26 protein-coding genes are annotated in these 24,691 nt (G+C 64.9%); 16 read left to right on the forward strand and 10 right to left on the reverse strand.

The genetic code is table 11. The annotated features are described in order from the left end of the window. Positions 1-53: 53 nt before the first annotated feature. From QF118_RS09885 to QF118_RS09905, 5 genes are all read right to left on the reverse strand, one after another. Positions 54-998 carry a dihydroneopterin aldolase gene (locus QF118_RS09885; RefSeq protein WP_282298902.1) on the reverse strand — a complete coding sequence of 315 codons (945 nt, stop codon included), beginning with the start codon at positions 996-998 and terminating at the stop codon, positions 54-56. A gap of 101 nt (positions 999-1,099) precedes the next feature. Beyond that, positions 1,100-1,720, reverse strand: a complete 621-nt coding sequence (locus tag QF118_RS09890) for a cell wall hydrolase (protein ID WP_394357055.1) — start codon at positions 1,718-1,720, stop codon at positions 1,100-1,102. 109 nt (positions 1,721-1,829) lie between these two features. Beyond that, positions 1,830-3,014 carry a BaiN/RdsA family NAD(P)/FAD-dependent oxidoreductase gene (locus tag QF118_RS09895; protein WP_282298904.1) on the reverse strand — a complete coding sequence of 395 codons (1,185 nt, stop codon included), beginning with the start codon at positions 3,012-3,014 and terminating at the stop codon, positions 1,830-1,832. Positions 3,015-3,129: 115 nt separating this feature from the next. After that, positions 3,130-4,503, reverse strand: a complete 1,374-nt coding sequence (locus QF118_RS09900; RefSeq protein WP_282298905.1) for an L-serine ammonia-lyase — start codon at positions 4,501-4,503, stop codon at positions 3,130-3,132. A gap of 98 nt (positions 4,504-4,601) precedes the next feature. Then, on the reverse strand, positions 4,602-5,303 hold the full coding sequence (locus QF118_RS09905; protein WP_282298906.1) for a glutathione S-transferase family protein: 702 nt from the start codon (positions 5,301-5,303) through the stop codon (positions 4,602-4,604). Positions 5,304-5,447: 144 nt separating this feature from the next. Between QF118_RS09905 and rpiA the strand changes: the two genes are divergently transcribed. From rpiA to QF118_RS09935, 6 genes are all read left to right on the forward strand, one after another. Then, a complete protein-coding gene (gene rpiA / locus QF118_RS09910; protein WP_282298907.1) occupies positions 5,448-6,230 on the forward strand; it encodes a ribose-5-phosphate isomerase RpiA in 783 nt (260 codons plus the stop codon). 97 nt (positions 6,231-6,327) lie between these two features. Then, the gene (locus QF118_RS09915; RefSeq protein ID WP_282298908.1) at positions 6,328-6,975 is read left to right on the forward strand and encodes a M15 family metallopeptidase; all 648 of its coding nucleotides are present in this window, start codon (positions 6,328-6,330) and stop codon (positions 6,973-6,975) included. Positions 6,976-7,111: 136 nt separating this feature from the next. Then, a complete protein-coding gene (locus tag QF118_RS09920) occupies positions 7,112-8,557 on the forward strand; it encodes an FAD-dependent oxidoreductase (protein ID WP_282298909.1) in 1,446 nt (481 codons plus the stop codon). Between the two features lie 72 nt (positions 8,558-8,629). Next, positions 8,630-9,763 (forward strand): FtsH protease activity modulator HflK, encoded by a 1,134-nt coding sequence (gene hflK, locus QF118_RS09925; protein WP_282298910.1) that lies wholly within the window; start codon positions 8,630-8,632, stop codon positions 9,761-9,763. A 1-nt stretch (position 9,764) separates the two neighbouring features. Further along, entirely contained in the window at positions 9,765-10,652 is an 888-nt protein-coding gene (gene hflC / locus QF118_RS09930) for a protease modulator HflC (RefSeq protein WP_282298911.1), read from the forward strand. Then, positions 10,649-10,840, forward strand: coding sequence for a DUF2065 domain-containing protein (locus QF118_RS09935; RefSeq protein ID WP_282298912.1), 192 nt, complete (start codon positions 10,649-10,651; stop codon positions 10,838-10,840). Before hflC ends, QF118_RS09935 begins: the two co-directional genes overlap by 4 nt. Before the next feature lie 16 nt (positions 10,841-10,856). On the opposite strand, the gene QF118_RS09940 is transcribed toward QF118_RS09935, so the two are convergent. Then, positions 10,857-11,438, reverse strand: a complete 582-nt coding sequence (locus QF118_RS09940; RefSeq protein WP_282298913.1) for an NAD(P)H-dependent oxidoreductase — start codon at positions 11,436-11,438, stop codon at positions 10,857-10,859. A gap of 264 nt (positions 11,439-11,702) precedes the next feature. Here QF118_RS09940 and QF118_RS09945 point away from each other — a divergent pair, with 264 nt between their 5' ends. Next, positions 11,703-13,163 (forward strand): DegQ family serine endoprotease, encoded by a 1,461-nt coding sequence (locus tag QF118_RS09945; RefSeq protein WP_282302449.1) that lies wholly within the window; start codon positions 11,703-11,705, stop codon positions 13,161-13,163. 103 nt (positions 13,164-13,266) lie between these two features. Here the strand turns inward: QF118_RS09945 and QF118_RS09950 are convergent, their stop codons facing one another. Together QF118_RS09950 and QF118_RS09955 are read right to left on the reverse strand one after the other, a co-directional pair. Next, entirely contained in the window at positions 13,267-13,920 is a 654-nt protein-coding gene (locus QF118_RS09950) for a peptidoglycan-binding domain-containing protein (RefSeq protein WP_282298914.1), read from the reverse strand. A 41-nt stretch (positions 13,921-13,961) separates the two neighbouring features. Continuing rightward, positions 13,962-14,333 carry an OB-fold nucleic acid binding domain-containing protein gene (locus QF118_RS09955; protein WP_282298915.1) on the reverse strand — a complete coding sequence of 124 codons (372 nt, stop codon included), beginning with the start codon at positions 14,331-14,333 and terminating at the stop codon, positions 13,962-13,964. A gap of 122 nt (positions 14,334-14,455) precedes the next feature. Between QF118_RS09955 and QF118_RS09960 the strand changes: the two genes are divergently transcribed. The 5 genes from QF118_RS09960 to QF118_RS09980 all read left to right on the forward strand — a co-directional run bounded on the left by QF118_RS09960 (position 14,456) and on the right by QF118_RS09980 (position 19,324). Beyond that, complete coding sequence (locus QF118_RS09960) at positions 14,456-14,779, forward strand: 2Fe-2S iron-sulfur cluster-binding protein (RefSeq protein WP_282298916.1); 324 nt, start codon at positions 14,456-14,458, stop codon at positions 14,777-14,779. A 2-nt stretch (positions 14,780-14,781) separates the two neighbouring features. Then, complete coding sequence (locus QF118_RS09965) at positions 14,782-15,558, forward strand: VCBS repeat-containing protein (protein ID WP_282298917.1); 777 nt, start codon at positions 14,782-14,784, stop codon at positions 15,556-15,558. Between the two features lie 210 nt (positions 15,559-15,768). Next, positions 15,769-16,581 (forward strand): TIGR00282 family metallophosphoesterase, encoded by an 813-nt coding sequence (locus tag QF118_RS09970; RefSeq protein WP_282298918.1) that lies wholly within the window; start codon positions 15,769-15,771, stop codon positions 16,579-16,581. Further along, positions 16,578-17,513 (forward strand): DMT family transporter, encoded by a 936-nt coding sequence (locus QF118_RS09975; protein ID WP_282298919.1) that lies wholly within the window; start codon positions 16,578-16,580, stop codon positions 17,511-17,513. The genes QF118_RS09970 and QF118_RS09975 overlap by 4 nt, the downstream gene beginning before the upstream one ends. Positions 17,514-17,545: 32 nt before the next feature. After that, the gene (locus tag QF118_RS09980) at positions 17,546-19,324 is read left to right on the forward strand and encodes an SLC13 family permease (protein ID WP_282298920.1); all 1,779 of its coding nucleotides are present in this window, start codon (positions 17,546-17,548) and stop codon (positions 19,322-19,324) included. 6 nt (positions 19,325-19,330) lie between these two features. On the opposite strand, the gene QF118_RS09985 is transcribed toward QF118_RS09980, so the two are convergent. Beyond that, positions 19,331-20,065 carry a glutamine amidotransferase gene (locus QF118_RS09985; RefSeq protein ID WP_282298921.1) on the reverse strand — a complete coding sequence of 245 codons (735 nt, stop codon included), beginning with the start codon at positions 20,063-20,065 and terminating at the stop codon, positions 19,331-19,333. A gap of 124 nt (positions 20,066-20,189) precedes the next feature. On the opposite strand from QF118_RS09985, the gene QF118_RS09990 reads away from it, so the two are divergent. Beyond that, entirely contained in the window at positions 20,190-20,939 is a 750-nt protein-coding gene (locus tag QF118_RS09990; protein ID WP_282302450.1) for a YebC/PmpR family DNA-binding transcriptional regulator, read from the forward strand. Positions 20,940-20,993: 54 nt separating this feature from the next. On the opposite strand, the gene QF118_RS09995 is transcribed toward QF118_RS09990, so the two are convergent. Beyond that, a complete protein-coding gene (locus QF118_RS09995; RefSeq protein ID WP_282298922.1) occupies positions 20,994-22,022 on the reverse strand; it encodes a Kelch repeat-containing protein in 1,029 nt (342 codons plus the stop codon). 268 nt (positions 22,023-22,290) lie between these two features. Here QF118_RS09995 and QF118_RS10000 point away from each other — a divergent pair, with 268 nt between their 5' ends. The 3 genes from QF118_RS10000 (at position 22,291) to QF118_RS10010 (ending at position 24,614) form a co-directional block, all read left to right on the forward strand. Further along, complete coding sequence (locus tag QF118_RS10000; protein WP_282298923.1) at positions 22,291-23,049, forward strand: hypothetical protein; 759 nt, start codon at positions 22,291-22,293, stop codon at positions 23,047-23,049. Beyond that, positions 23,049-23,642, forward strand: coding sequence for a LysE/ArgO family amino acid transporter (locus QF118_RS10005; protein ID WP_282298924.1), 594 nt, complete (start codon positions 23,049-23,051; stop codon positions 23,640-23,642). The genes QF118_RS10000 and QF118_RS10005 overlap by 1 nt, the downstream gene beginning before the upstream one ends. Positions 23,643-23,711: 69 nt before the next feature. Next, positions 23,712-24,614 (forward strand): DMT family transporter, encoded by a 903-nt coding sequence (locus QF118_RS10010; protein ID WP_282298925.1) that lies wholly within the window; start codon positions 23,712-23,714, stop codon positions 24,612-24,614. Positions 24,615-24,691: the final 77 nt, after the last annotated feature.

The following is a 24,691-nucleotide window of genomic DNA, read 5'->3' on the forward strand; positions in this document are numbered from 1 at the left end:
GGGACCTGGACGAAAACCCGCAGCGCGCGCGGTTTGCCTGCCACATCCGGCAATCAGGCGTCAAAGATCGCGGCACCCGGCGTGACCGCGCGCAGCGGTACCGGCGCGCTTTCCGGCAAGGCTTCGCCGATGACCACCAGTTCGCAGGCCTCCATGACGCCGGCAAACCATGCCGCCAGCGCAACCGAGTCGCGCGGCTGCACCTTGGGCCCCTGGGTCGCATCCAGCACGATCTTTGACGGTGCCCAGACGCAGATCTGGCCGTTCTTCATGGCCCAGTCCAGTTCGGTGCGGGTGGCGACCACCTTGCAGCGGTGATCGCGCGCCGCCAGCATCCAGCCGTTCTGTTCGATCGCCAGCAGGTCGACCCGGCGCTGGGTCATCTTGTGGCCGGTCTGTGGCGCGGGCAGATCGGGGGCGCCGACGCAAAAGATCACCGGCGCGCGCCGCGCGTCCAGCGCGTCGATCCACGTGCCCAGATCGTCGCGCGCCATGGCGGCGTTGGACACATAGACAATGCGCGGATGCGGGCGCTGTTGCGCCACTTCGCCGGCCAGTTCGTTCAGGTGCTGGCCATAATCGCGCCGGGTGCGCACGATTTCGACACCCAGCGCACCGGGGCCGCGATCCAGCTTTTCGATCCGTACAAAGGCGCGCATGGCCTGCGGCTCCAGCAAGATCCGCTCGGCGATGCGTTCGGCCAGGGTTTCCAGCAGGTTCAGACGCTCGGCCGCCAGTTCATGGGCGATTGCCTCGGTCACCGTGTCGTAGGACAGGATGCGGTCGACATCATCCTCGAGCTTGCCGGTAAAGGGGATCACCTCGACCACCACGTTGAAGCGCAGGCGCTGGGTGTGGCCGCGTTCGGCCTGAAAGGCGCCGATCTCGGCCTCGACGATGTGGTCGCGCAGGCTGATGCGATCGCGCGGGTCCTCGCCCGAGGTGGCGATGGACCGTTCGGAAGGATGCGCAAAGGCAAGGCGGATTTCGTCGGCCATGAAGGGCTCCGGTCAAGTGCGGCGTACAGGGCGCAGAGGTAACGGGCAATTTGCCCGCCCGCCTTGTCGAAGACGTCCCTGCGCCGCCCTTTTACGACCGATCAGCGGCTGTAGAAAAGGTGGTCGCCGATCTTGGCTGTCCGCTGGAACTTTTTTGCCCACCGGGGATTGACGGCGGTGGTGTGATAGAAGGTCGCGCCGCTGGTCAGGTTGCGCGGTGCGCCCGCCAGCATGATGCTGGCCACCTTGCCGACACGCTCCCACGAGGCGGGTTCGTGGATTTCCTCGGGGCGGCCATCGCAGGTATAGGTGAACTGGCAGGCATATTTGCGGCCGGTGCCCTGGTTGATGACATCGCAGACCGAATTGGGATAGCGCCCGCTGTCGACCCGGTTCAGGATCACCTCGGCCACGCCGAACAGGCCCTTGACCGTCTCGCCGCGCGCTTCGAAATAGAGGGCTTCGGACAGGCAGCGCCATTCGGCCCCACCGGTGGCGCGCGGTTGCCGCGCAAGCCAGTCCTGAGAGTAGCTGATGTTGCCCTTGCCCTGCGGGGCGGACAGGGAAACCGGGGTCACGAGGTTTTTCAGATGGGACTGCCCCGCTTTGCCAAGGCCGCTTTGCTCAAGCAGGAAAAGGCGTTTCGCGGTGGTGTTCATCTCGGCCTGGGCGGGAATCGCCAAGGCGGCTAGAAGTAGTGAAAGTCGGATGGCGCGCCACATGGGCTTGTGTCTCTGTGCTGTTTCGCGCCCCAAAGGCCGGCCACGGGCCGTCTTCGGAACCTGCGCCATATAGCTCAGGAGTCGATTTCCGTAAAGTTAGCTGCAAGTTCTAGCGCCCGCCGTTGGCGATATTACGCCCGGCGGCCACCGCCGAGGACCAGGCCCATTGGAAATTGTAGCCCCCCAGCCAGCCGGTCACATCCAGCGCCTCGCCTATGAAATACAGGCCCGCGACCTGCTGTGACATCATGCTGGACGAGCTGACCTTGTCGGTGGCAACCCCGCCCAGCGTGACCTCGGCGGTGCGATAGCCTTCGCTGCCGCTGGGCTTCTGGCGCCAGTCTTTCAGGGTTTCGGCAAGGGCGGCGATTCTCTTGTCCGACAGGTCGGCCAGGTTGCCGGTCAGGTCCATGTCCGCGCCCAGCAGCCCGACCAGCCGCGCGGGCAGCACTGCGCCCAGTTCGGTGGTCAGCGCCCTGCGGCCATTGCCGCTGCGCGCCGCTTTGAGATGCGCGGCAAGGTCCAGCCCCGGCAAAAGGTCCAGGCCAATCTCCTCGCCCTCGCGCCAATAGGACGAGATTTGCAGGATCGCCGGGCCCGACAGCCCGCGGTGGGTAAACAGCAGCGCCTCGTCGAAACTGGCGCCGGGGACAAAGGCGCGCACCGGCAGCGACACCCCGGAAATCGAGGCAAAGCGCGCGTTGTCAAAGGTCAGCGGCACAAGCGCGGGGCGGGTTTCGGTCACCGCGTGATCGAACTGGCGCGCGATGTCATAGGCCAGCCCGGTGGCGCCCATCTTGGGGATCGACTTGCCGCCGGTGGCCACGACCAGGTTGCGCGCCACAACGCTTTCGCGCCGCCCCTCGCGGTCCAGCGCCACATGGAACAGCCCGTCCGCATGGCGCAGCCCCTTGACCTCGGTCTTCAGCCAAAGCGCGGCCCCCGCCTTGTCCATCTGCGCGCGCAACATGGCCACGATCTGCGTCGCCTTGTCATCGCAGAACAACTGGCCCAGCGTTTTCTCGTGCCAGGCGATGCCATGCTGCCCTACCAGGTCCAGGAAATCCCACTGCGTATAGCGCGCCAGCGCGGATTTGTGGAAATGCGGGTTGCCGCCCAGAAAGGCCTGCGCATCGCAATGCATGTTGGTGAAATTGCAGCGCCCGCCACCGGAAATGCGGATCTTTTCCCCCGGCGCCTTGGCGTGATCCACAACCAGAACACCCGGCCCTGCATGGGCCGCCGCCATCATGCCGGCCGCGCCGGCGCCAAGGATCAAAGTTTCAACCTGCATGGCGCCCCAGTCTCATCTAACGCCGATCAAGGCAAGCCCATCTGACCAAACGCACCTGCGCTTCTTCTTGGTGCAAATACTCCCGCCGGAGGCCTCGCCATCCCCGGGCGCCGCTTCAGCAATTGGGCACATTCACCGCCAAGCCGCCCAGCGACGTTTCCTTGTATTTCTCGTGCATGTCCTGACCGGTCTGGCGCATCGTCTCGATCGCCGAATCGAGCGGTACGAAATGCTGCCCGTCGCCGCGCAGCGCCAGCGACGCCGCCGACACCGCCTTGATGGCGCCCAGCCCGTTGCGCTCGATGCAGGGAACCTGGACAAGCCCTTTGACCGGATCGCAGGTCATGCCCAGATGATGCTCCAACGCGATCTCGGCGGCGTTCTCGATCTGCTCGGGGGTGCCGCCCATCACCGCGCACAGCCCCGCCGCCGCCATGGCCGCCGCGCTGCCGACCTCGGCCTGACAGCCCGCTTCGGCCCCCGAAATGGAGGCGTTGTATTTCACCAGCCCGCCAATCGCCGCCGCGGTCAGCAGGAAATCAGGGATGCCGCTGCGCGACGCGCCCGGGCAATGGTCCAGCCAATAGCGGATCGTCGCGGGCACCACGCCCGCCGCGCCATTGGTCGGCGCGGTGACCACCTGCCCACCGGCGGCGTTTTCCTCGTTCACCGCCATGGCGTAAACGCTCATCCAGTCGTTGATGGTGTGGGGCGCTTGCAGGTTCATGCCGCGCTCGGCCATCAACTGGTCGTGGATGCCCTTGGCCCGCCGCCGCACTTTCAGCCCGCCGGGCAGGATGCCGGTGCCTTCCAGCCCACGCTCGATACAGCTGTTCATCACTTCCCAGATCCGCGCGATGCCATCGTCCAGATCGCGCGCGGGGCGGCGCGACAGTTCGTTGGCGCGCTTCATCTGCGCGATGCTCTTGCCCGAGGCGGCGGCCATCTGCAGCATTTCGGCAGCGGATTTGAACGGGTAGGGCACCGGCGCGCCCTCATCCGTGTCCTTGCCGGCGGCCAGTTCGGCTTCGGTCAGGACAAAACCGCCGCCGATGGAATAATAGGTATCCTGCAAGATCACGTCGCCCTGCGCGTCGGTCGCCATCAGGATCATGCCATTGGCATGGCCGGGCAGGGCAGGGCCGAAATCGAATTTGAGGTCTTCCTTGGGGTTGAACTTCAGCGGCGGCAGCCCCTCGGGCGTTACCTCGCCGGTCTCGGCAATCCGCGTAAGCGCGGCCTCGGCCTTGTCATGGTCATAGCGGTCGGGGGCAAACCCGGCGAGGCCCAGCACCGTGGCGCGGTCGGTCGCATGCCCAACGCCGGTAAAGGCCAGTGATCCATGCAGCGATGCGCGCAGCCCATGCGCCGTGAACGGCTGGGCGCGCAACCGGTCAAGGAACCGCGCCCCGGCCACCATCGGCCCCATGGTATGGGACGAGGACGGGCCGACACCCACCTTGAACATGTCGAAAACCGAAAGAAACATGGCGCGCGCTCCGGGATTTGGCTTTGGTCCTGACATAGACCGGATGCGCCCCTGCCCATGTGCCGAAAACGACGAAAGGCGCACGAAAGGCGCAGGTGTCAGGTTGCGCTGCCTTCAGGCGGATTGGCAAGGCTGGGCGCGGTAAAGGGCGTCGGCCCCAATCCTTCGGCCCGTTGCGCCGCGCGCGTGGCGGGACGCTGCTCCAGCGCTTGCGCCATCTCCCACAGGGCGGGATGGGACTGGATGTCGAACCAGCCGGTCTGCCCTTGCGGGTAAAGCGCGCTCCACCGCATCAGGGCGGCCAGATAGATGTCCAACACATTGGGCGCGTCGCCGCCGAAATAGTCATCGCCGCTTTGCACCAGCGCCGTATCCAGCAGGTGGAAATCGCCGCGCAGCCGGGCCCGCAGGGTGGCGCGCAGCGCGCTTTGCGCCGATGGCTCGGCCCCGGCGTATTTTTCGGGGTAGAAGGTCATGCGCAGCCCGGCGTGTACGGTGTTGGACACGAAGAACAGCCACTTGAGGAAATCGCCGCGCTCTGGCGCATCCGGTGCCGGGGCCATCCGGCCATGGCGATCGGCCAGCCACAGCACGATTGCCCCGGTTTCGAAGATAACGCCCTGCGGGGTTTCCAGCGCCGGGATCAGGCCGGCAGGGTTGATGGAACGATAGGCGGCGCTGTCCTGGGCGCGCTGGCTGCGATCCACCAGCCGGGTGGAATAGGCAAGGCCAAGCTCCTCCAGGACAATCCGCACGATCAACGAGGCATTGTCGGGCGCGTAATGCAGAACAAGGGTCATGTGGCAGGACCCTATCCAGCTTTGCGGCGGACGCCAGTGCAAAACGGGGCGGCGGGCGCGGATTGCGCCCAATTGTCTCTCGCCCCCGCCGGGGTTGCGTCCTATAAGGGCGGCGCTGCCAACCGTTCAGGACAGGGGATGACAATGACCGGAGAGCTTTCGCCAATCGACAAGGCCAAATTCGTGGCCGCCAAACGCGCCGCCGAATTCGTCGAGGACGGCATGCGCGTCGGACTTGGAACCGGATCGACCGCCGCCTGGCTGGTGCGCTGCCTTGGCGAGATGGTCCGCGAAGACGGGCTGAAGATCCGCGGCGTGCCGACCTCGACCCGCACAGCCGATCTGGCCCGCGACGTCGGGATCGAGGTGATTTCGCTGGACGAGGCCAAGTGGCTGGATCTGACCATCGACGGCGCCGATGAATTCGACAGCAACCTGTCGCTGATCAAGGGCGGCGGCGGCGCGCTGCTGCAGGAAAAGATCGTGGCGACCGCCAGCGACCAGATGATCGTGATCGCCGACGCCGCCAAAGAGGTGGAACACCTTGGCAGCTTTCCGTTGCCGGTTGAGGTGATCCCCTTTGGCTGGCAGACCACGCAGGCCCTGATCGAGGAAACCATGGTGTCGATGGACGTGATGGGCCGCCAGACCAGCCTGCGCATGAACGGCGACCGGGCCTTTGTCACCGACGAAGGCAACCATATTCTTGACCTGCACCTGGGCCGCATCGGCAACCCGCGCCAGATGGCGATGGTGCTGAACCAGATCCCGGGCGTCGTCGAAAACGGTCTGTTCATCGACATTTGCGACCAGGTGGTGATCGGCTATGGCGATGGCCGCGTCGAAGTGCGCGACATCAACGCCGGCACCGTGTCCGAAGGCCGCGTCGATTTCGTCGAGGACGACAACCTGTTCAAGGACATCTGATCGCGCGCGGTCCGGGATGGCCGGTCCGGTTTTCCCGGCTTTCCCTGCGCGCAGACATCAGGCTACTCTTGCCCCATCCTGGGCAGGAGTAATCCCCATGCGTTCCATGGTCCGCAGCATCATCCTTTTCCTCTTCGTGGCGGGTCCCTTGTGGGCGCAGGACCTGCGCGGCACCCAGGCCCCGATCCCCGATGCGGTCTGGGCGCGGATGGACGGCGTGTCATGGCATGCCGGGATGGGTTGCCCGGGTCGCGAGGCGCTGCGCCTGTTGTCCATCCCGCATCTGGATTTCCAGGGGCAAGGCGCCGTGGGCGAGATGATCGTCGCCGCCGATGTGGCAGAGGATGTGCTCGATATCTTTGCCGATCTTCATGCAGCCGGTTTTCAGATCGAATTGATGCGCCCCGTGCATCTGTTCATGGGCGACGATGGCCGGTCGATGGCGGCAAACAACACCAGCGCCTTCAACTGCCGGGTGGTCGGCGGCACCAACCGGTTGTCGCAGCACGCCTTTGGCAAGGCGATGGACATCAACCCGGTGCAAAACCCCTATGTCAAAGGCGGCTATACCTCGCCCGAGGCGGGGAAATCCTTTGACGGTGCCGATGAACGCACCGGCGATGTGCCGGGGATCGTGTTGCCGGACGGGCCGGTGACCCGCGCCTTCAAGGCGCGCGGCTGGGGCTGGGGCGGCGATTGGTCTTCGTCCCGCGACTACCAGCATTTTTCGCAGAACGGTCGCTAGGCGGGCGCGGGGCGCGGGTTGCGCCCCATGCCAGCCGTGACACCATCGTGAAGGCCCGTGGCCCGGCGACACCTAGCGTCTGGTCAACCGCTGCCCCATGTGAAATACCCAATCCAAGACGGCCAAAGGAAGACCCATGAGCGATTTCGACTATGATCTCTTTGTAATCGGCGGCGGTTCGGGCGGGGTGCGCGCGGCGCGCGTCGCGGCGGGCGAAACCGGGGCCAAGGTCGCCCTGGCCGAAGAGGACCGCTATGGCGGCACCTGCGTGATCCGCGGCTGCGTGCCGAAAAAGCTGATGGTCTTTGCCAGCGAATACGCCCATGCCCCCGCCGAGGCGCGCGCCTATGGCTGGGACATCGCGGATGGCACCTTTGACTGGACCAACTTCCGGACCAAGCTCGAGGCTGAGCTGGACCGCCTTGAAGGGGTCTATCGCAGGCTGCTGGCGGGATCGGGTGTGGAAACCTTTGACGCCCGCGCGCGGCTGAAGGATGCCCACACCGTCGAGCTGTCCACAGGCGAGATCAAGACCGCCAAGCACATCCTGATCGCCACCGGCGGGCGCCCGGTGCGCCCCGACATGCCCAATGCGCATCTGGGCATGGTTTCGGACGACATCTTTCACCTTGATGCACTGCCCAAATCGGTGCTGATCATCGGCGGCGGCTATATCGCCTGTGAATTTGCATGCATTCTCAACGGTCTGGGGGTCGAGGTCACGCAATACTATCGCGGTGCGCAGATCCTGCGCGGCTTTGACGAAGAGGCGCGCGGGCTGATCGCCGAGTCGATGAAAGAACGCGGCATCGACCTGCACACCGGCACCAACATCGTCGAAATGCATTGTGACGAAGCGGGCGAACAGGGCATGGATGCCCCGGTCGAGGCAACGCAATATGGCGGCACCGATGGCGTCAAGGAGGTCCGCAAGGTCGGCGCTCCGATCCGGGTCAAGGCGACCAACGGCAAAATCCGCGACTTTGACGCGGTGTTCTTTGCCACCGGGCGCAAGCCGAACACGGCGGACATGGGGCTGGAGGATCTTGGGATCGAGCTGGGCCGCAATGGCCAGATCGTCGTGGACGACTACAGCCAGACCAAGGTGCCCTCGGTTTACGCCATTGGCGATGTGACCGACCGGGTCAACCTGACCCCGGTGGCGATCCGCGAAGGCATGGCCTTTGTCGAAACCGTGTTCAAGGGCAACCCGACCAAGGTGGATCACGACCTGATCCCTTCGGCCGTCTTCACCCAGCCCGAACTGGGCACCGTCGGCCTGACCGAGGAAGAGGCGCGCGACCAGGAAGAGATCGAGGTCTACTGCACCTCGTTCCGGCCCATGCAGACCGCCTTTGCCGAGCGCCCCGACCGGGTGCTGATGAAGCTGATCGTGTCCAAGGCCACGCGCAAGGTGCTGGGCTGTCATATCGTCGCGCCGGGAGCGGGTGAAATGATCCAGCTGGCGGGCATCGCGGTCAAGATGGGCGCAACCAAGGAAGACTTTGACCGGACCGTGGCGGTACACCCCACCATGTCCGAGGAAATCGTGACGATGCGAAACCCGGTGCGCAGCGCTTGAATTTCAGACGAAAACGCACAGGTTAAGCTGCAACAGCAGTGAATTGAAAAGACCAAGGAAGGAAACGGCTTCATGGCAGGAAACAGCGGCGGCCCCTGGGGGGGCGGCGGTGGCTCGCAAGGGGGCGGCAATGGCCGGCCTCCGCAGAACGGTGGCGGCGGGCGCAGGCCTGACGACAACAACCAGATCCCCGAGATCGACGAGCTGATGAAAAAGGGCCAGGAACGGCTGCGCGTGCTGATGGGCGGCGGCGGCAATTCCGGGCGCGGCACCGGCGGTGGCGGCGGACAGGGACCCAGCTTTGGCAAGGGGACCGTGGGGCTTGGCATCGTGGCGCTGGTCGGGCTTTGGGCCTTTGGCAGCTTTTACACCGTGCGTCCCGAAGAACAGTCGGTCGAGCTTTTCCTGGGCGAATACTCCAGCACCGGCAATCCGGGTCTGAACTTTGCGCCCTGGCCTTTCGTGACCTATGACGTGGTCAACGTGACCTCGGAACGGACCGAGGCCATCGGCAGCGGCCGGGCTGGCAACGACGGGCTGATGCTGACCACCGATGCCAACATCGTGGACATCGAATTCCAGGTGGTCTGGAACATCAGCGACCCCGCCAAGCTGCTGTTCAACATCGCAGAGCCGACGGAAACCGTGCAGGCGGTGTCCGAATCCGCCATGCGCGAAATCATCGCGGCCAGCAACCTTGCGCCGATCCTCAACCGCGACCGGGGCCTGATCGCCCAGACCGCCGAAGAGCAGATCCAGGCGACGCTGGACGAATACGACTCGGGGATCACCGTGGTGCGTGTCAACCTCGACAAGGCCGACCCCCCGCGCGAGGTGATCGACGCCTTCCGCGAAGTGCAGGCCGCCGAACAGGAACGTGACCGGCTGGAACGCCAGGCCGACGCCTATGCCAACCGTGTGGTGGCCGAGGCGCGTGGTCAGGCGGCACAGACCGTGCAGGTTGCCGAAGGCTACCGCGCACGGGTCGTCAACGAAGCCCTGGGTGAGGCCAGCCGCTTTTCCGCGGTTCTGACCGAATACCAGAAGGCCCCCGAAGTGACCCGTCGCCGTCTGTACCTGGAAACCATGGAAAACGTTCTGGGCGATGTCGACAAGATGATCCTCGATCAGTCGCTGACCGGATCGGATGGGGGCGGCATCGTTCCCTACCTGCCGCTGAACGAGCTGCGCCGGGGGGAGAACTGATATGCAAAAGACAACCTACATCCTGCCGGTTCTGGTGATCGTCCTGGTGGCGGCGCTGTCGTCGGTCTTTGTGGTGGACGAACGCGAAAAGGCGCTTGTGCTTCAGTTCGGCCAGATCAAGGCCGTCAAGGAAGACCCGGGCCTGGCCTTCAAGATCCCGCTGATCCAGGAGGTCGTGCGCTATGACGACCGTATCCTGTCGCTGGATACCGAAACCATCGAGGTCACGCCGTCGGACGACCGCCGACTGGTGGTTGACGCCTTTGCCCGGTATCGCATCGCCAACGTGGTGCAATTCCGCCAGGCCGTCAGCACCGGCGGCACCGCCCAGGCCGAACGCCTTTTGCAGGGCATCCTGAACAACACCATCCGTGGTGTTCTGGGTGCGGATCAGGTGACCTCGGACACGATCCTGTCCGAAGACCGCCGCGAACTGATGACCCGCATCCGCGATCAGGCCCGCGCCGAAGCGCTGTCGCTGGGGCTGGACGTGGTCGACGTGCGCCTCAAGCAGACCAACCTGCCGGCGCAGAACCTCGAGGCGACCTTTGCCCGGATGCGCGCCGAGCGGGAACGCGAAGCGGCGGACGAGATCGCCCGCGGTAACGAAGCGGCGCAGCGCGTGCGCGCCCTTGCCGACCGGACCGTGGTGGAAACCATGTCCGAGGCCGACAAGGAAGCCAACGTGATCCGAGGCGAGGCTGACGCGGAACGCAACGGCATCTTTGCAACGGCCTATGGTGCGGATTCCGAGTTCTTCGCCTTCTATCGGTCGCTTCAGGCCTATGAAAAGGCGTTGAAGGGCGGCAATTCGACCATGGTCATGACCCCGGACAGCCAGTTCTTTGACTACTTCAAGAGCGAAACGGCTGGTCCCGCAGGTCAGTGACCGGGTCCGACATACTGACGGGGATCGCCATGGTCCTCGTGATCGAGGGGCTGGTGTACGCACTGGCCCCTTCGCTTGTCGAACGCCTGCTTGAGGCGCTGCGCGAGATGCCGCTGGAATCGCGGCGTGCGCTGGGGTTGGTGACACTGGCGACAGGGCTGGTGATCCTGTGGCTGGTCAAGGGCTAGGGCCAGGGCGGCCCGTTCAGCCCAAGGCCCTTGCGATGCGGGCCTTGAAACGGGCCAGCCGCGCCGGGGCGACAGTCTCGGCCTGGTAAAGCGACACAAAGCTCAGGCGGCACCCCTTGGTGCAGGGGCCGATCAGCGCGTGTTTGATCACCCGTTTCACCGGGCGGCGCAGCACCAGCCAATCGACCCACCAGGGCGACCCCAGCGTCGTGACGACCACCACCCGTTTCAGGGCCAGCAACCGCGGCGTGATCGGGCCAAAGCCGCTGCTGTGGTCAAAGGCCACGCCCGGCGCCCAGATCCTGTCAAACCAGCCTTTCAGAATGGCCGGCACGCCGAACCACCAGGTCGGAAACACCAGGACCAGTTGCTCGGCCTGTGCCAGATCGGCGGCCATGGCGGCGGGGGGCGTGCCGGATGGCCCGGTGTGATAGCCGCGGCGCTCGGCTTTGGTCAGGGCGGGCTGAAAGCCGCTGGCATAAAGGTCGCACAGGGTCACTTCGTGGCCCTTGTCCGCCAGCTGTTCGGCGACAAAGCCCCCCAGATGCTGGCACAGGCTGTCCGCAAGCGGATGGGCGGTGACGATCAGCGTTTTCATCAAGCAGGGCTTTCGGGTTTGGAAAAATGGTGCGCAGGGTTAGGTTTAGCCCCGCAAATGGCCCGCGTCGACCGCGTTTGACAGGGGGCGATCGGCGTCTTGCCGCCCTCACAGTTGCGCGAGGTCGGGATTTCCTGCCTTTGGTGTTGCGCAATCGCACCTATCTTTGTCACAGTGACTACAGGAGGCAGGCGGCGACGCATTCGACGCGCACCGGCTGGCAGAGACAAGGAGTTCCAAGTGAAACCGCAATCCCTCGCTTTGATGCGTGATCGGGCCACACCCCTGCGGGTGTTCTGGCTGTCCACGCTGTCGATGGTACTGATCATTTCGCAAACCCTGATGGCCCAGGCGCGCGGCGTCCCCGAAAGCTTTGCCGATCTGGCCGAACGCATCAGCCCGGCCGTGGTCAACATCACCACGTCGACGGTGGTCGCGGGCCGCACCGGTCCGCAAGGCATTGTGCCCGAAGGCTCGCCCTTCGAAGACTTCTTCCGTGAATTCCAGGACCGCAACGGCGGCCGCGATGGCGACCGGCCGCGCCGGTCCTCGGCGCTGGGTTCGGGCTTTGTGATCTCGGAGGACGGGTTCATCGTCACCAACAACCACGTGATCGAAGGCGCGGATGAAATCCTGATCGAATTCTTCGAAGGCCAGGAACTGCCCGCGCAGCTGATCGGCACCGATCCGAACACCGATATCGCCCTGCTCAAGGTCGAGGCTGACGGCCCGCTGAAATTCGTCAGCTTTGGCAACAGCGACACGGCGCGTGTCGGCGATTGGGTCATGGCCATGGGCAACCCGCTGGGGCAGGGCTTTTCCGTCTCGGCCGGGATCGTGTCGGCGCGCAACCGCGCGCTGTCGGGCACCTATGACGACTACATCCAGACCGACGCTGCCATCAACCGTGGCAACTCGGGCGGGCCGCTGTTCAACATGGACGGCGACGTGATCGGCGTGAACACCGCGATCCTGTCGCCCAACGGCGGTTCGATCGGCATCGGCTTTTCGATGGCGTCCAACGTGGTGACGAAGGTCGTCGATCAGCTGCGCGAATTCGGGGAAACCCGCCGCGGCTGGCTGGGTGTGCGCATCCAGGACGTGACCGAGGACGTGGCCGAGGCGCTGGGCCTGGAAAAGGCCGCGGGCGCGCTGGTGTCCGACGTGCCGGATGGTCCGGCCAAGGACGGCGGCATGCTGGCCGGTGACGTCATCGTCAGCTTTGACGGCGTCGACGTGGTCGACACCCGCCAGCTGGTGCGCGTCGTCGCCAACACCCAGGTCGGCAAGACCGTGCGCGTCGTGGTCAACCGTGAAGGCAAGACCGAAACGCTGAAGATCACGCTTGGCCGCCGCGAAGAGGCCGAGTCTGCGGTGCCGGCCTCGGCTTCGCCTGATGCAACCCCGGACGAGCCGCAGAGCCTGGACCTGATGGGCCTGACCCTGCAGCCGCTGACCGACGAGCTGCGCGAGGAAATGCAGCTGAGCGAAGGCGACAAGGGGCTTGTGGTGATTTCTGTCGACGAGACGACGGAAGCCTTTGAAAAGGGCCTGCGCCCGGGCGACGTGATCACCGAGGCGGGGCAAAGCCAGGTGATGACCCTGTCCGATCTCGAGGACCGCATCGCCGAGGCGAACGAGGCGGGGCGCAAGTCCATCCTGCTTCTGGTGCGCCGTGCCGGTGATCCGCGCTTTGTCGCGCTGGGTCTCGAAGAGACCGAGTAACCGCCGGGACAAGACAGCGAAAAGGGCGCCTTTCGGGGCGCCCTTTTTCGTTGTGTGATGGCGTGGGTGTCACGGACCGGCCCCGGCAGGCGGGGGGCGGCGTTCAACCTTTGGTCTGGCTGACCGCGACCAATCCCAGCGACCGCGCGGTTTCCAGCGACAGCTGCGCGCTGGCCAGGCCGCGTTCCTCCTGGTACTTGCGCAAGGCGGCAGCCGTGGGCGCATCAAGCCGCCCGGTGACGTTGCCGGCAAAATAGCCCCGCGCCGCCAGGGCGCGTTGCAGGGAGGATATGAACTCGGGCGTCAATTGCTCGGGGCAGGGGGCTTCGAACTTGATCTCTGCACGGGGGCGCACGACGCGCGGCACGGGGGCCTTGCGGTAGATCGGCGGGCGCAGAACCGTGCCGTCGGGCGCGATTTCTGCCTGTACGACCTGCACTTCGCCCATGACCTGTTCGTAGACCGCGGGCGTTGCCTCGCGTGCCCAGCAGCTGCGCTGAGGCGCGGCGGGGGCGCTGGCGACGGCAGGTTGAACCGGTGTCAGGCGGACGGGGGCAACCTCGGACAGGGGCGTCAGGGCCGTATCGACCGAGGCCTCGATCGCGGCGATGGCCAGATCGTCGCGGTCGGTGGGGGCGGCTGTATTCAACCGGGTCGCGGCATCACTGCGCCCGCCGCCTGCAGCGGGGGTATGCGAACAGCCAGCGACAAGGACCAGGTGGGCCACCATCGCGGCGGGAACGAGATAAGGTTTCAAGACTGCTCTGGCCTCTGACGTGCCTTTGGTATCGTGGCACTCTACCGGTTTTGGCCTTCGGTGGGAAGCGCGGGATCAAGAAGCCTGTCCAGCAGTTGCGAGATATCCTCAATCTCTTCGGCGATGATATGGGTGACGCTGTTTTCGCGCTGAAGCCGGCCGGTGACGCGCAGCATCCGCCCGGCGATGACAGCGCGGCGGAACCGTTCGTACAGCTTGCGCCAGACGATGATGTTGACCACCCCGGTTTCATCCTCGAGCGTCAGAAAGATCACGCCCTTGGCGGTGCCGGGGCGCTGGCGCAGAATCACAAGCCCCGCCACCGTGATGCGCGCGCCGTTCGGCGGCAGCACCAGCTGCGCCGCGGTCACGGCAGAGGGCGGGCGGGACCAGTCTGATCCTGAGGGTCGCATGGGAACGAATATAGAACATTCATACCTTGGCGAAAAGGGGCCGCGTGATGACGCAAAAGGGACTGGCAGGCACTGTGCAGGCGCATTAGGTAAGAGCGCGACAAGGCTTAAGGAGCGGCGCAATGGCGAAAATCACCTATATCGAGCACAACGGCACCGAACATGTCATCGACGTGGCCAACGGTCTGACCGTGATGGAAGGCGCGCGGGACAACAACGTTCCGGGAATCGATGCGGATTGCGGCGGGGCCTGCGCCTGCTCGACCTGCCATGTCTACGTGCACCCCGACTGGGTGGCCAAGCTGCCGGCGCGCGAGGACATGGAAGAGGACATGCTCGATTTCGCCTACCAGCCGGATCCGGAACGCTCGCGTCTGACCTGCCAGATCAAGGTCACCGATGCTCTGGACGGGCTGGTTGTGCAACTGCCCGAAAAGCAGATCTGATCTTGGGCAGGGCGCCGCGTCTGCTGTCACGCCTGTGCAGCGGGTTCACCCGCGGCGCGCGGTTGGCGTCGTGCCTGTGGCTGGCCGCGGCGGCGCCTGCGGCGGCGGCACCGCCCAATCTCATCCTTGACGCCCGCTATGACGAGCCGACCGGCCGCTATGCGCATGGCGTTCTGGGGGATGCGGTCGAATGGGGGGCCTTGCGGCTTCGGGTGGATTTCTGCCGGGACTGCGAAAGCGCTGACATCCGAAATGTCGTGATCCGTTTGCCGCAAACCCGCGTGTTCGAAGACATCGCGCCGCGGCTGGTCAATCTTGAGGGCCAGGGCAACACCGCTGTCATGGTGGTCGAAAGCGATCTGGAGCAAGGCGCAAGGTTGGCGCTTTACAACGAAGCGGGCCTGATGGCGGCGACGCCTTTCATCGGCCGGGCCAATCGCTGGCTGGCTCCGATCGGCAGCGGCGATCTGGTTGGCGACGGGCAAATCGAGCTCGCCTATATCGACCGGCCCCATTTGGCCAAAACCCTGCGCGTCTGGCGGTATGAAAACGGCGCATTGCGCGAAGTGGCGGCAGCGCAAGGGTTCACAAATCACCGGATTGGCTGGTCCTACATCGCGGGCGGAATCCGTGATTGTGGCGATGGCCTTGAGATGATCGTAGCGGACGGGGACTGGAAACAGGTGATGTCTGTCCGGTTTGATCCCGCTTTGAAGGCGCAGACGCTTGGCGCCTACAGTGCCTCGAACATGCGCCGCGCCATGGAGTGCGGCAGGTAAGGGGGGCTCTGCCCCCGCGCCTTTGGCGCTCCCCCGGAGTATTTTTTCCAAGAAGAAGGGGCAAGGACGCGCTTCGTGTTTCTTTGTGCTTCAAATATCCCGGGGGAGTCCGCAGGACGGGGGCAGCGCCCCCTGCACGGCCAAGGGCATGGCGCGGCGTGCAAATTGGGGCTTTGCATTTGCCGCCTCTGGCACTAACCCTCGTTCCTCATGAGACTTCTATTTCTTGGCGATGTGATGGGCCGCTCCGGGCGGCAGGGGATTGCGGACCGTCTGGCGAAGCTGCGCGATGACTGGCGGCTGGATTTCGTCGTGGTCAACGGTGAGAACGCTTCGAACGGGGCGGGGTTGACGGGGGCGCATGCCAAGCTGCTGCTGGACGCCGGGGCGGATGTGGTCACCCTGGGGGACCATGCCTTTGACCAGAAGGACATGCTGGGCCATATCGAGGGCGAGCCGCGCATCTTGCGGCCCATGAACTTTGCCAAGCAGGCGCCGGGGCGCGGGGCTGCGTTGTTCAGTGACCGGCGCGGGCGCAAGGTTCTGGTTGTGCAGGTTCTGGGGCAGGTCTTCATGAAGCGCGCCTTTGATGATCCGTTTTCGGCACTGGACGATGTGTTGCGGCGCCACCCGTTGGGCGGGCAGGCGCAGGCGATCATCGTCGATGTGCATTGCGAGGCGACAAGCGAAAAGATGGGCGTGGGGCATTTTTGCGATGGCCGCGCCAGTCTGGTCGTCGGCACCCATACTCATGTTCCGACGGGCGATGCGCAGATCCTGCCTGGGGGCACGGCGTTTTTGTCCGATGCTGGCATGTGCGGCGATTACAACAGCGTCATCGGCATGGAAAAGGCCGAGCCCATGCGCCGTTTCGTGACCGGCATGGCCAAGGGTCGTTTCCAGCCCGCCGAGGGCGAGGCGACGCTGTCCGGGGTCTTTGTCGAAACCGATGACAAGACAGGCAAGGCCGTGTCGATCAAGATGGTCCGCCAGGGCGGCCGGCTGGAGCAGAGCGGCCCGTGAGCGCGCGCGGCGCGGGCGTTCTGCCATTCCTGGCGCTGGCCGGGATCGGTGCGGCCTGGGGGGCGACGCAGCCTTTGTCCAAGATCGCCGTGTCCGAGGGGTATCGCCATTTCGGGCTGCTTTTCTGGCAGATGAGCCTTGGGGCGCTGATCCTGTTGGCGGTCATGGCGCTGCGCGGCACGCGTCTGTCGCTGGCGCCGGTGCACCTGCGGCTTTACCTGATCATTGCCTTGATCGGCTCGATCCTGCCGGGTATCGCCTCGTACAATGCGGCGGTGCATCTGCCCTCGGGCATCTTGTCGATCCTGCTCAGCTCGGTCCCCATGTTGGCCTTTCCCGTTGCCCTGGCGCTGGGGTTGGAGCGGTTCCGCATGCGCCGCCTTTTGGGGCTGTCGCTGGGCATGGTCGGGGTTGCGCTGCTGATCCTGCCCGATACGCAGATGCCGCGCGAGGTGCAGCTGCTTTGGGTGCCTGTCGCGCTGCTGTCGTCGCTTTGCTATGCCTTCGAGGGCAATTTCGTCGCCAAATACGGGCGCGCGGGGCTGGGGCCGGTTGCGCTTTTGGCGGGGGCTTCGGCCTTGGGGGCGCTGATCTGCCTGCCGCTGGCGCTGCTGAGCGGACAGTTCATTGACCCGCGTCTGCCCTGGGGCGCGCCGGATATTGCGCTGATCGCCTCGTCCGTGCTGCATGCGGCGGCCTATTCGGGCTATGTCTGGCTTGTGGGGCTGGCCGGATCGGTCTTTGCGGTGCAGGTGTCCTATTTCGTCACGCTGTTCGGGGTCGGCTGGGCCATGCTGTTTCTGTCCGAGGGGTACTCCGGCTGGATATGGGCGGCGCTGGGCGTCATGCTGGCGGGCATGGCCCTGGTGCAGCCGCGTCCAAGAGCCCTTGTAGAGCCCGGCGCAACCGTTCAAGATGCAAAGCCGCTGTAACCCCCCAGTCATCCACAGGGATAACGCCAGACATGCAATTGATGGAACTGAGCCAGACCGGTCAGGCGTGGGGCGCGCTGGCGGTGCTTGTGGTGATGTTTGCGCTGTTCGTGCGCGAGGCCTACCCGGTCGAGGTGACCGCCATCGGCGGTGTCGGCGCGCTGCTACTGATGGGGGTTCTGCCCTATGATCAGGCGCTGGACGTGCTGTCGAACCCGGCGCCCTGGACCATTGCGGCCATGTTTATCGTCATGGGGGCGCTGGTGCGCACCGGGGCTCTGGATGTCTTTACCCGCTATGCGCAGGACCAGGTGGCCAAACGCCCCCGGCGGGCGACCGCCGGGATCATCGGTGTCGTGGTGGTGGCCTCGGCTTTCATGAACAACACGCCCGTCGTGGTGGTGATGCTTCCGGTCTTTGTGCAGATCGCCAACGCCCTTGGCATCGCCCCGTCCAAGCTGTTGATTCCGCTCAGTTATGCGGCGATCCTTGGCGGCACGACCACGCTGATCGGGACCTCGACCAACCTTTTGGTGGACGGCGTCGCGCGGACCCGCGGGCTGGAGCCCTTTACCATTTTCGAGGTCACGCCGCTGGCAGCGATCCTTGTCGTTTGCGGGATTGCCTATGTGGCGCTGGCCGGGCCTTACCTGCTGCCTGAACGGACCTCGATGGCGGGCATGCTCAAGGACCGTTCGCGGATGAAGTTCTTTACCGAGGCGGTGATCCCCCCGGACAGCAACCTGATCGGGCGCGAAGTGCTGGGCGTGCAGCTGTTCAAGCGCGAAGGCGTGCGGTTGATCGACGTGATCCGCGGCGATGAATCGCTGCGCCGCAACCTTGACGGGGTGACGCTTCAGGTCGGGGACCGGGTGGTTCTGCGCACCCAGATGACGGAACTTCTGTCGCTTCAGCGCAACAAGGAGCTCAAGCGGGTCGACCAGGTTTCGGCCAAGGAAACCTCGACCGTCGAGGTGCTGATCACCCCGGGCTGCCGCATGGTGGGCCGGTCGCTGGGCGCGTTGCGCCTGCGCCGCCGGTTCGGCGTCTATCCGCTGGCCGTGCACCGGCGCAACCAGAACATCGGCCGCCAGCTGGATCAGCTGGTTGTGCGGGTCGGCGATACCCTGCTGCTCGAAGGGGCGCCGGACGATATCAAGCGCCTGGCGGACGAAATGCAGCTGGTCGATGTCTCGCACCCGACCGAGCGCGCCTTTCGCCGTGGCCATGCGCCCATCGCGCTGGTGGCGCTGGCCGGCATCGTCATCCTGTCGGCACTGGGCATCGCGCCCATCCTTGCGCTGTCGGTGATCGCTGTCGCGGTGGTCCTGCTGACCCGCTGCATCGACGCGGATGAGGCGTTTTCCTTTGTCGAAGGCCAGTTGCTGGCGCTGATCTTTTCGATGCTGGCCATCGGCGCGGCGCTGGAACATTCCGGGGCGGTCAAGCTGATCGTCGACGCGATTGCGCCCTCGCTCAGCACGCTGCCGCCGGTGCTGCTGGTGGCGTCGGTGTTCTTTCTGACCTCGGCCCTGACCGAAGCGGTGTCCAACAACGCGGTGGCGGTCGTGGTGACACCCATCGCCATCGGGCTGGCGCAGGCGGTGGGCGTCGATCCGCGCCCGCTGGTTGTGGCGGTGATGATCGCGGCATCCTGCGCCTTTGCCACGCCGATCGGCTATCAGACCAACACGCTGGTGTATGGCCCCGGCGGTTATCGCTTTACCGATTTCCTGCGCATCGGGCTGGGGATGAACATCATCATGGGGGTCATTGCCTCGGTGCTGATCCCGGTGTTCTTTCCGCTTTAGAAACGGTCAGCGATAGCGCTGGACAAAGCCTTCGAGGATCTTTTCGGGCCAGGTGACATCAGCGGCGCGGCACATGGCGATCAGATCGCCCGCGGTTTCGGGCGGGAAATAACCGCGGTCCTTGTAGATGTGAATGCGGGTTTCGAACCCGGCGGCATCCGCTTCGGGGTGGAACTGCGTGGCATAGACGTTCTGACCGTGGCGGATCATCTGGAAAGGGCAGGGCCCCGAGGACAACAGGTGAACCGCGCCTTGGGGCAGTTCTTGCAGGGCTTCCTTGTGGCCGACAAAGGCATCGAACCGATCGGGCAGGGCAGCCAGCAAGGGATCGGCCCGGCCGTCCGGCGTTGCAATACAGGTCGACGGGCCAACCGCCTCGCCATAGCGGTCCTTGCTGACCTTGGCGCCCAGGTGGTGGCCCAGGATGCCGATGCCATAGCAGCAGCCCATGAAAGGCACGTCATCGGCGGTGATGGCGGGCATCAGCGACAGGCAGGCGCTTTCGATCCGCGCCTCGACCGGGGTCTTCTTGTCTGCCGGGTCCGACACGCAGCCCGGGCCGCCGCCGACGATCACCCCGGCATAGTCGCGCGGGTCCAGCCCGCCGGGCAGGTCCTCGCAATCCAGGCGGATGCGGTGGGTCTGCGCCTCGTCCAGCCCGCCCTTGGTCAGGAAGGCCTGGAATTCATCGTCGCTGGCCTCGGCTTCGGGGCGCAACTGCAAGATCAGGAAACGTGCCATGGCGGGGGCTTACGGCGGCGCGGCGAAATTGCCAAGGGGCCAGTTGGCCGCGCCCTTGGCAAGCCCGCCCCAGATGCCCTATAGAGGCGCGCAGATCATCCAATCCGTGCAAGAGGCGTATACCATGGCCGGCCATTCCAAATGGGCAAACATTCAGCACCGCAAGGGCCGTCAGGACAAACTGCGGGCCAAGCTTTTCTCGAAATTCTCGAAAGAGATCACCATCGCCGCCAAGATGGGCGATCCCGACCCTGACAAGAACCCGCGCCTGCGCCTTGCGGTCAAGGAAGCGCGCTCGCAATCCATGCCCAAGGACAACATCGAACGCGCCATCAAAAAGGCCGTGGGCGGCGAAGGCGAGGATTACGAAGAAATCCGCTATGAGGGCTATGGCCCCAACGGCGTGGCGGTGATCGTCGAGGCGATGACCGACAACCGCAACCGCACCGCGTCGAACGTGCGGTCGACCTTTACCAAGAACGGCGGCAACCTGGGCGAAACCGGCAGCGTCGGTTTCATGTTCGAACGCAAGGGCGAGATCATCTATCCCGTCAGCGCGGGCGATGCCGACACCATCATGATGGCCGCGATCGAAGCCGGGGCCGAGGATGTCGAATCCTCCGAGGACGGGCATGTGATCTATTGCCAGGACACCGACCTGAACGAGGTGTCCACCGCGCTCGAGGCGGAACTGGGCGAGTCGGAATCGACCAAGCTGATCTGGAAACCCGGCACCACGACCGAACTGGACCTGGACGGCATGCAGGCGCTGATGAAGCTGGTGGATGCGCTGGAAGACGACGATGACGTGCAGCGCGTCACCACCAACTTCGAGGCCAGCGACGAGGTCATGTCGCAACTCGAAGAGGCCTGACCGCCAACGCGCACGGTGTCATGACTGGGGGCTTTCGGCGTTTCGCGGGCCCGATCAGTCGGTGACGGCCTGTGTCGTGGCCCAGACCGAATCCATCAATACCGGGTCGGCGGAACAGTCTTCCTTCAACTGTCCGCCGATCACGAAAATCCTGTTTTCCTGCGTAATGGCCGCCGTGTGATACATCCGGGCCTCGGGCAAATCGGGGACGGGGGTCCAGCTGTCCAGGGCCGGATCGTAGCGTTCGCCATATGGCACCGACGCGCCCTGGGTCATGCCGCCAAGGACGTAGATATGGCCGCTGGGCCCAACCACGGCGGAAAAGTCGCGTCGGGGCATCAGCATCGGTGCCTTGCTGTGCCATTCATTCGCCGCCGGATCAAAGGCCTCGACTGTGTCCAGATCGCCCGCGTCGTTCAGCCCGCCGAGGGCATAAATCAGACCGTCCTTGCCCACCACCGCCGTCAGAGAAGCGCGCGGCGTTGGCAAGGGGGCGATCGTTCCGGGCCAGCACACCTCGTTCGTTTCCAGATCATGGCGGATGACTTGATTGGTCAGGTCGAAATCGCTCGATGCATCAAGCCTGCCGCCGATGGCATAGATATAGCGATCGTCGACCAGAACCGCCGCATAGTGATTTCTGTTCGCCGGAAAGTTGCCTCCCGAGGTCCAGGTGTGCGTCGCGCAGTCAAAGAACTCGATCTTGTTGCTTCTGGCCCACTGGCCGGGAACCTTTTCGAACCCGCCCATGACGCAGATCCTGTTTTCGCCATGGCGAAAGGCGGCGCAGTGCGATCGCGGGGTCTTGACGGGGCCTGCCGTGTCCCACGATTTGGCCTGCGTGTCATAGACAAAGACGGTTTCGGCGGGTTTGGTAAAGACATGCCCTTCGGCGTATTCCTTGAACTCGTCGCCGCCGAAAACATAGATCTTGTCGTTGACCACGACGCCCTGCGCCATCCGCTGCGCTACCGGCAGCGCGGCCTGCGTCGTCCAGCTTAGAAAACGGGGGCCGAAAAATTTGTTGGCCCAAGGGTAGAGGGCTGGCTTGAGCGGAAGGTATTTCCAGAACAGGGTATTCATCCTCGGCCTCCTTGACGGTGTTTCGGACTTGCCGCGCCGCGGCGCGTTCGATGGCGCGGGATGCGTTCTGCGCAGTGTCGCGGAAAACTGCCCAAAGCTGAAACAATTGCTATCTCTGCAGCCACCGTCACACATTAACGCAGGTCAATTGGCGCAAGCCGAGGGCGCGGCTAGGGAGCAGGCCGTCATCTGGCCCTGGGCCCGGCTTGCCGGCCGAACAGGGCATTTCCCCATTGCCCCCAATGGCCCCCGCGCCCTAGAAACGGGCATGCTTTGGCGCGCGCTTTTCCTTTTGATCCTGGCTGTTGCCGCCTCTGCCCTTGCCACGTGGTATTTCGGCAAAGAGGTGCTGATCGCGCTGGGGTTGATCCTGGTGCAGATCAAGGTGCTGTCGAAAAAGCTGTGGATGGTCGAATGGCCGGTGTTCCTGATCTGGCTAAAGGCTCAGGGCGCGGCGTTTTTCCGGGTCGAACTGCTGAAGAAATGGCTGATGAGCACGGTGCTGCCCCTGGTCATGGGGCGGGCGCTGTTGCGACGGCTGCGGGGCTTTGTCGAACGGTATCTGGTGGGGATCACGGCGCTGCATGCGCGGCTGCTGGCATGGTTTGCCGGGCTGTCGCGGGTCGAAAAGGTGCTGGCCTGGGGGATCTTGCTAAGCGGGACCCTGGCCTTGTCGGTCACCTCGCTGGGGCTGTGGTTGATCCTGTTTTCGGTCAAGGTGCCCTTGTGGCTGGTGGCCGCGGCGGCGGCCCTGGGCAAATCGGTCTGGGTCAGCATCCAGAAATGGGCGTTCAAGGTGGTGGCCTTCTTGCAGCTGGGATGGCTGTGGAAAGGCGTCTCGCGTGTCTTGCCGGCGCGGTGGTTGCAGCGTAAGCGGCGGATCGAATTCCGCATGGCGCGGGCCGTGGTGCGGCGGCGGCGGATGACCGTTCGGCAATTGGCAGACCGCAAGGACCGGTTGCCTTTCCGGATCGGCGTGTTGCTGGAATATGTGTTTGTGCCCGGTGGGCGCGGTCAGGGGAATTGATGCAGGCAGCGATGGCGGGCTTTGCCCTGGGGCTGAGTTTGATTTTGGCAATCGGGGCGCAGAATGCCTTTGTGTTGCGACAGGGGCTGCGGCGGGCGCATGTGCTGCCGGTGGTGCTGGTCTGTGCGGTGTCCGATGCGCTGCTGATCGCCGCCGGTGTTGCGGGCTTTGGCGCCCTGGCCGAGGCAGTTCCGGGGCTGGAATGGGCGATGCGCCTGTTCGGGGCGGCATTTCTGGTGTGGTACGGGGCGCGCACGCTGCTGTCCGCCTGGCGCGGCGGCGGGGCCTTGCAGGCCGGACAAGAGGCCGGCAGCCTGCGCGCCGCCGTGCTGACCTGCCTGGCGCTGACCTGGCTGAACCCGCATGTCTATCTGGACACGGTTGTCCTGCTGGGGGCGGTATCGTCGCAGTACGAGGCGCGGCTGGCCTTTGCGCTGGGGGCGATGACGGCGTCGTTCGTGTTCTTCTTTTCGCTGGGATACGGCGCGCGCCTGCTGGCGCCGGTCTTTGCACGGCCTGTGGCCTGGCGAGTGCTGGACCTGGTGATCGGCCTGACCATGTGGGCCATCGCGGCCAAACTGCTGCTGGGCTGAGATCGGGGGCAAGTGGGGCAGTGTCCCGCGGCCCTTGCCACGGCCGTCAGATGCTCTAAGCCTTTGACGATGGAGAGTTCAGCAACGCAGCGGCCCGGGCTGGGCATTTTCTGGATGATGGTCACGGGGCTGTGCTTTGTCGCTGTCACCGCACTGGTCAAGGCCCTTGGCGGCCGGGTTCCGGCGGCGGAATCGGCCTTTCTGCGCTATCTGCTGGGCCTGGTCTTTCTGATCCCGATGTGGCCGTCGATGCGGGCGGCCAGCCTGACGCCGCGCCTGTGGAAACTGTTCGGCCTGCGCGGCGTGGTGCATTCGCTGGGCGTCGCCCTGTGGTTCTATGCAATGACCCGCATCCCGCTGGCCGAGGTCACGGCGCTGAATTACCTCAACCCCGTCTATGTCACCCTGCTGGCGGTGCTGTTCCTGGGTGAACGGCTGGCCCTGCGCCGGATCATGGCGATCCTTGCGGCGCTTGTCGGGGCGCTGATCATCCTGCGCCCGGGCTTTCGCGAGCTTGATCCCGGCCATATCGCCATGCTGGGCACCGCTTTCCTGTTCTCGATCTCCTACCTTCTGGCCAAGGTCTTCTCGGGCGAGGTCAGCGCGGCGGTGGTCGTGGGGATGCTGTCGATCACGGTGACCATCGGCCTGGCCCCCATGGCCTGGGCGGTCTGGGTCTGGCCCAGCCTGGGCGACCTGGCGATCCTGTTCGGCGTGGCCTGCTTTGCCACGGCGGGGCATTACACCATGACCCTGGCCTTTGCCGCCGCTCCGGTGACGGTGACCCAGCCGATCACCTTCTTGCAGCTGGTCTGGTCGGTGGCGCTGGGGGCGGCGTTTTTCGGCGAACCGGCGGACCCCTGGGTGATCGCCGGCGGCGTTCTGATCCTTGGGGCGGTGATCTTCATCACCTGGCGCGAAGCGGTGCTGAAGCGCCGCGTCACCCCCATCGTGGGTGAAACCAGGCAGTAAGTCCCGGCGCCCGGTCAACAAAGGCGCATAAACCCCCGGGTTGTTTCCATATCTTGAAAAATCCCCGAACCGGGCAC

Origin of the sequence: Tropicibacter oceani, from assembly GCF_029958925.1 — a bacterium.
Taxonomy (GTDB): domain Bacteria; phylum Pseudomonadota; class Alphaproteobacteria; order Rhodobacterales; family Rhodobacteraceae; genus Pacificoceanicola; species Pacificoceanicola oceani.

Bases quoted from the DNA above. Each gene is read 5' to 3' on its own strand.
- QF118_RS09885 (WP_282298902.1), bottom strand. From the start codon at position 998: ATGGCCGACGAAATCCGCCTTGCCTTTGCGCATCCTTCCGAACGGTCC.
- QF118_RS09890 (WP_394357055.1), bottom strand. From the start codon at position 1,720: ATGTGGCGCGCCATCCGACTTTCACTACTTCTAGCCGCCTTGGCGATT.
- QF118_RS09895 (WP_282298904.1), bottom strand. From the start codon at position 3,014: ATGCAGGTTGAAACTTTGATCCTTGGCGCCGGCGCGGCCGGCATGATG.
- QF118_RS09900 (WP_282298905.1), bottom strand. From the start codon at position 4,503: ATGTTTCTTTCGGTTTTCGACATGTTCAAGGTGGGTGTCGGCCCGTCC.
- QF118_RS09905 (WP_282298906.1), bottom strand. From the start codon at position 5,303: ATGACCCTTGTTCTGCATTACGCGCCCGACAATGCCTCGTTGATCGTG.
- rpiA (WP_282298907.1), top strand. From the start codon at position 5,448: ATGACCGGAGAGCTTTCGCCAATCGACAAGGCCAAATTCGTGGCCGCC.
- QF118_RS09915 (WP_282298908.1), top strand. From the start codon at position 6,328: ATGCGTTCCATGGTCCGCAGCATCATCCTTTTCCTCTTCGTGGCGGGT.
- QF118_RS09920 (WP_282298909.1), top strand. From the start codon at position 7,112: ATGAGCGATTTCGACTATGATCTCTTTGTAATCGGCGGCGGTTCGGGC.
- hflK (WP_282298910.1), top strand. From the start codon at position 8,630: ATGGCAGGAAACAGCGGCGGCCCCTGGGGGGGCGGCGGTGGCTCGCAA.
- hflC (WP_282298911.1), top strand. From the start codon at position 9,765: ATGCAAAAGACAACCTACATCCTGCCGGTTCTGGTGATCGTCCTGGTG.
- QF118_RS09940 (WP_282298913.1), bottom strand. From the start codon at position 11,438: ATGAAAACGCTGATCGTCACCGCCCATCCGCTTGCGGACAGCCTGTGC.
- QF118_RS09945 (WP_282302449.1), top strand. From the start codon at position 11,703: ATGCGTGATCGGGCCACACCCCTGCGGGTGTTCTGGCTGTCCACGCTG.
- QF118_RS09955 (WP_282298915.1), bottom strand. From the start codon at position 14,333: ATGCGACCCTCAGGATCAGACTGGTCCCGCCCGCCCTCTGCCGTGACC.
- QF118_RS09960 (WP_282298916.1), top strand. From the start codon at position 14,456: ATGGCGAAAATCACCTATATCGAGCACAACGGCACCGAACATGTCATC.
- QF118_RS09970 (WP_282298918.1), top strand. From the start codon at position 15,769: ATGAGACTTCTATTTCTTGGCGATGTGATGGGCCGCTCCGGGCGGCAG.
- QF118_RS09980 (WP_282298920.1), top strand. From the start codon at position 17,546: ATGCAATTGATGGAACTGAGCCAGACCGGTCAGGCGTGGGGCGCGCTG.
- QF118_RS09985 (WP_282298921.1), bottom strand. From the start codon at position 20,065: ATGGCACGTTTCCTGATCTTGCAGTTGCGCCCCGAAGCCGAGGCCAGC.
- QF118_RS09990 (WP_282302450.1), top strand. From the start codon at position 20,190: ATGGCCGGCCATTCCAAATGGGCAAACATTCAGCACCGCAAGGGCCGT.
- QF118_RS09995 (WP_282298922.1), bottom strand. From the start codon at position 22,022: ATGAATACCCTGTTCTGGAAATACCTTCCGCTCAAGCCAGCCCTCTAC.
- QF118_RS10000 (WP_282298923.1), top strand. From the start codon at position 22,291: ATGCTTTGGCGCGCGCTTTTCCTTTTGATCCTGGCTGTTGCCGCCTCT.
- QF118_RS10005 (WP_282298924.1), top strand. From the start codon at position 23,049: ATGCAGGCAGCGATGGCGGGCTTTGCCCTGGGGCTGAGTTTGATTTTG.
- QF118_RS10010 (WP_282298925.1), top strand. From the start codon at position 23,712: ATGGAGAGTTCAGCAACGCAGCGGCCCGGGCTGGGCATTTTCTGGATG.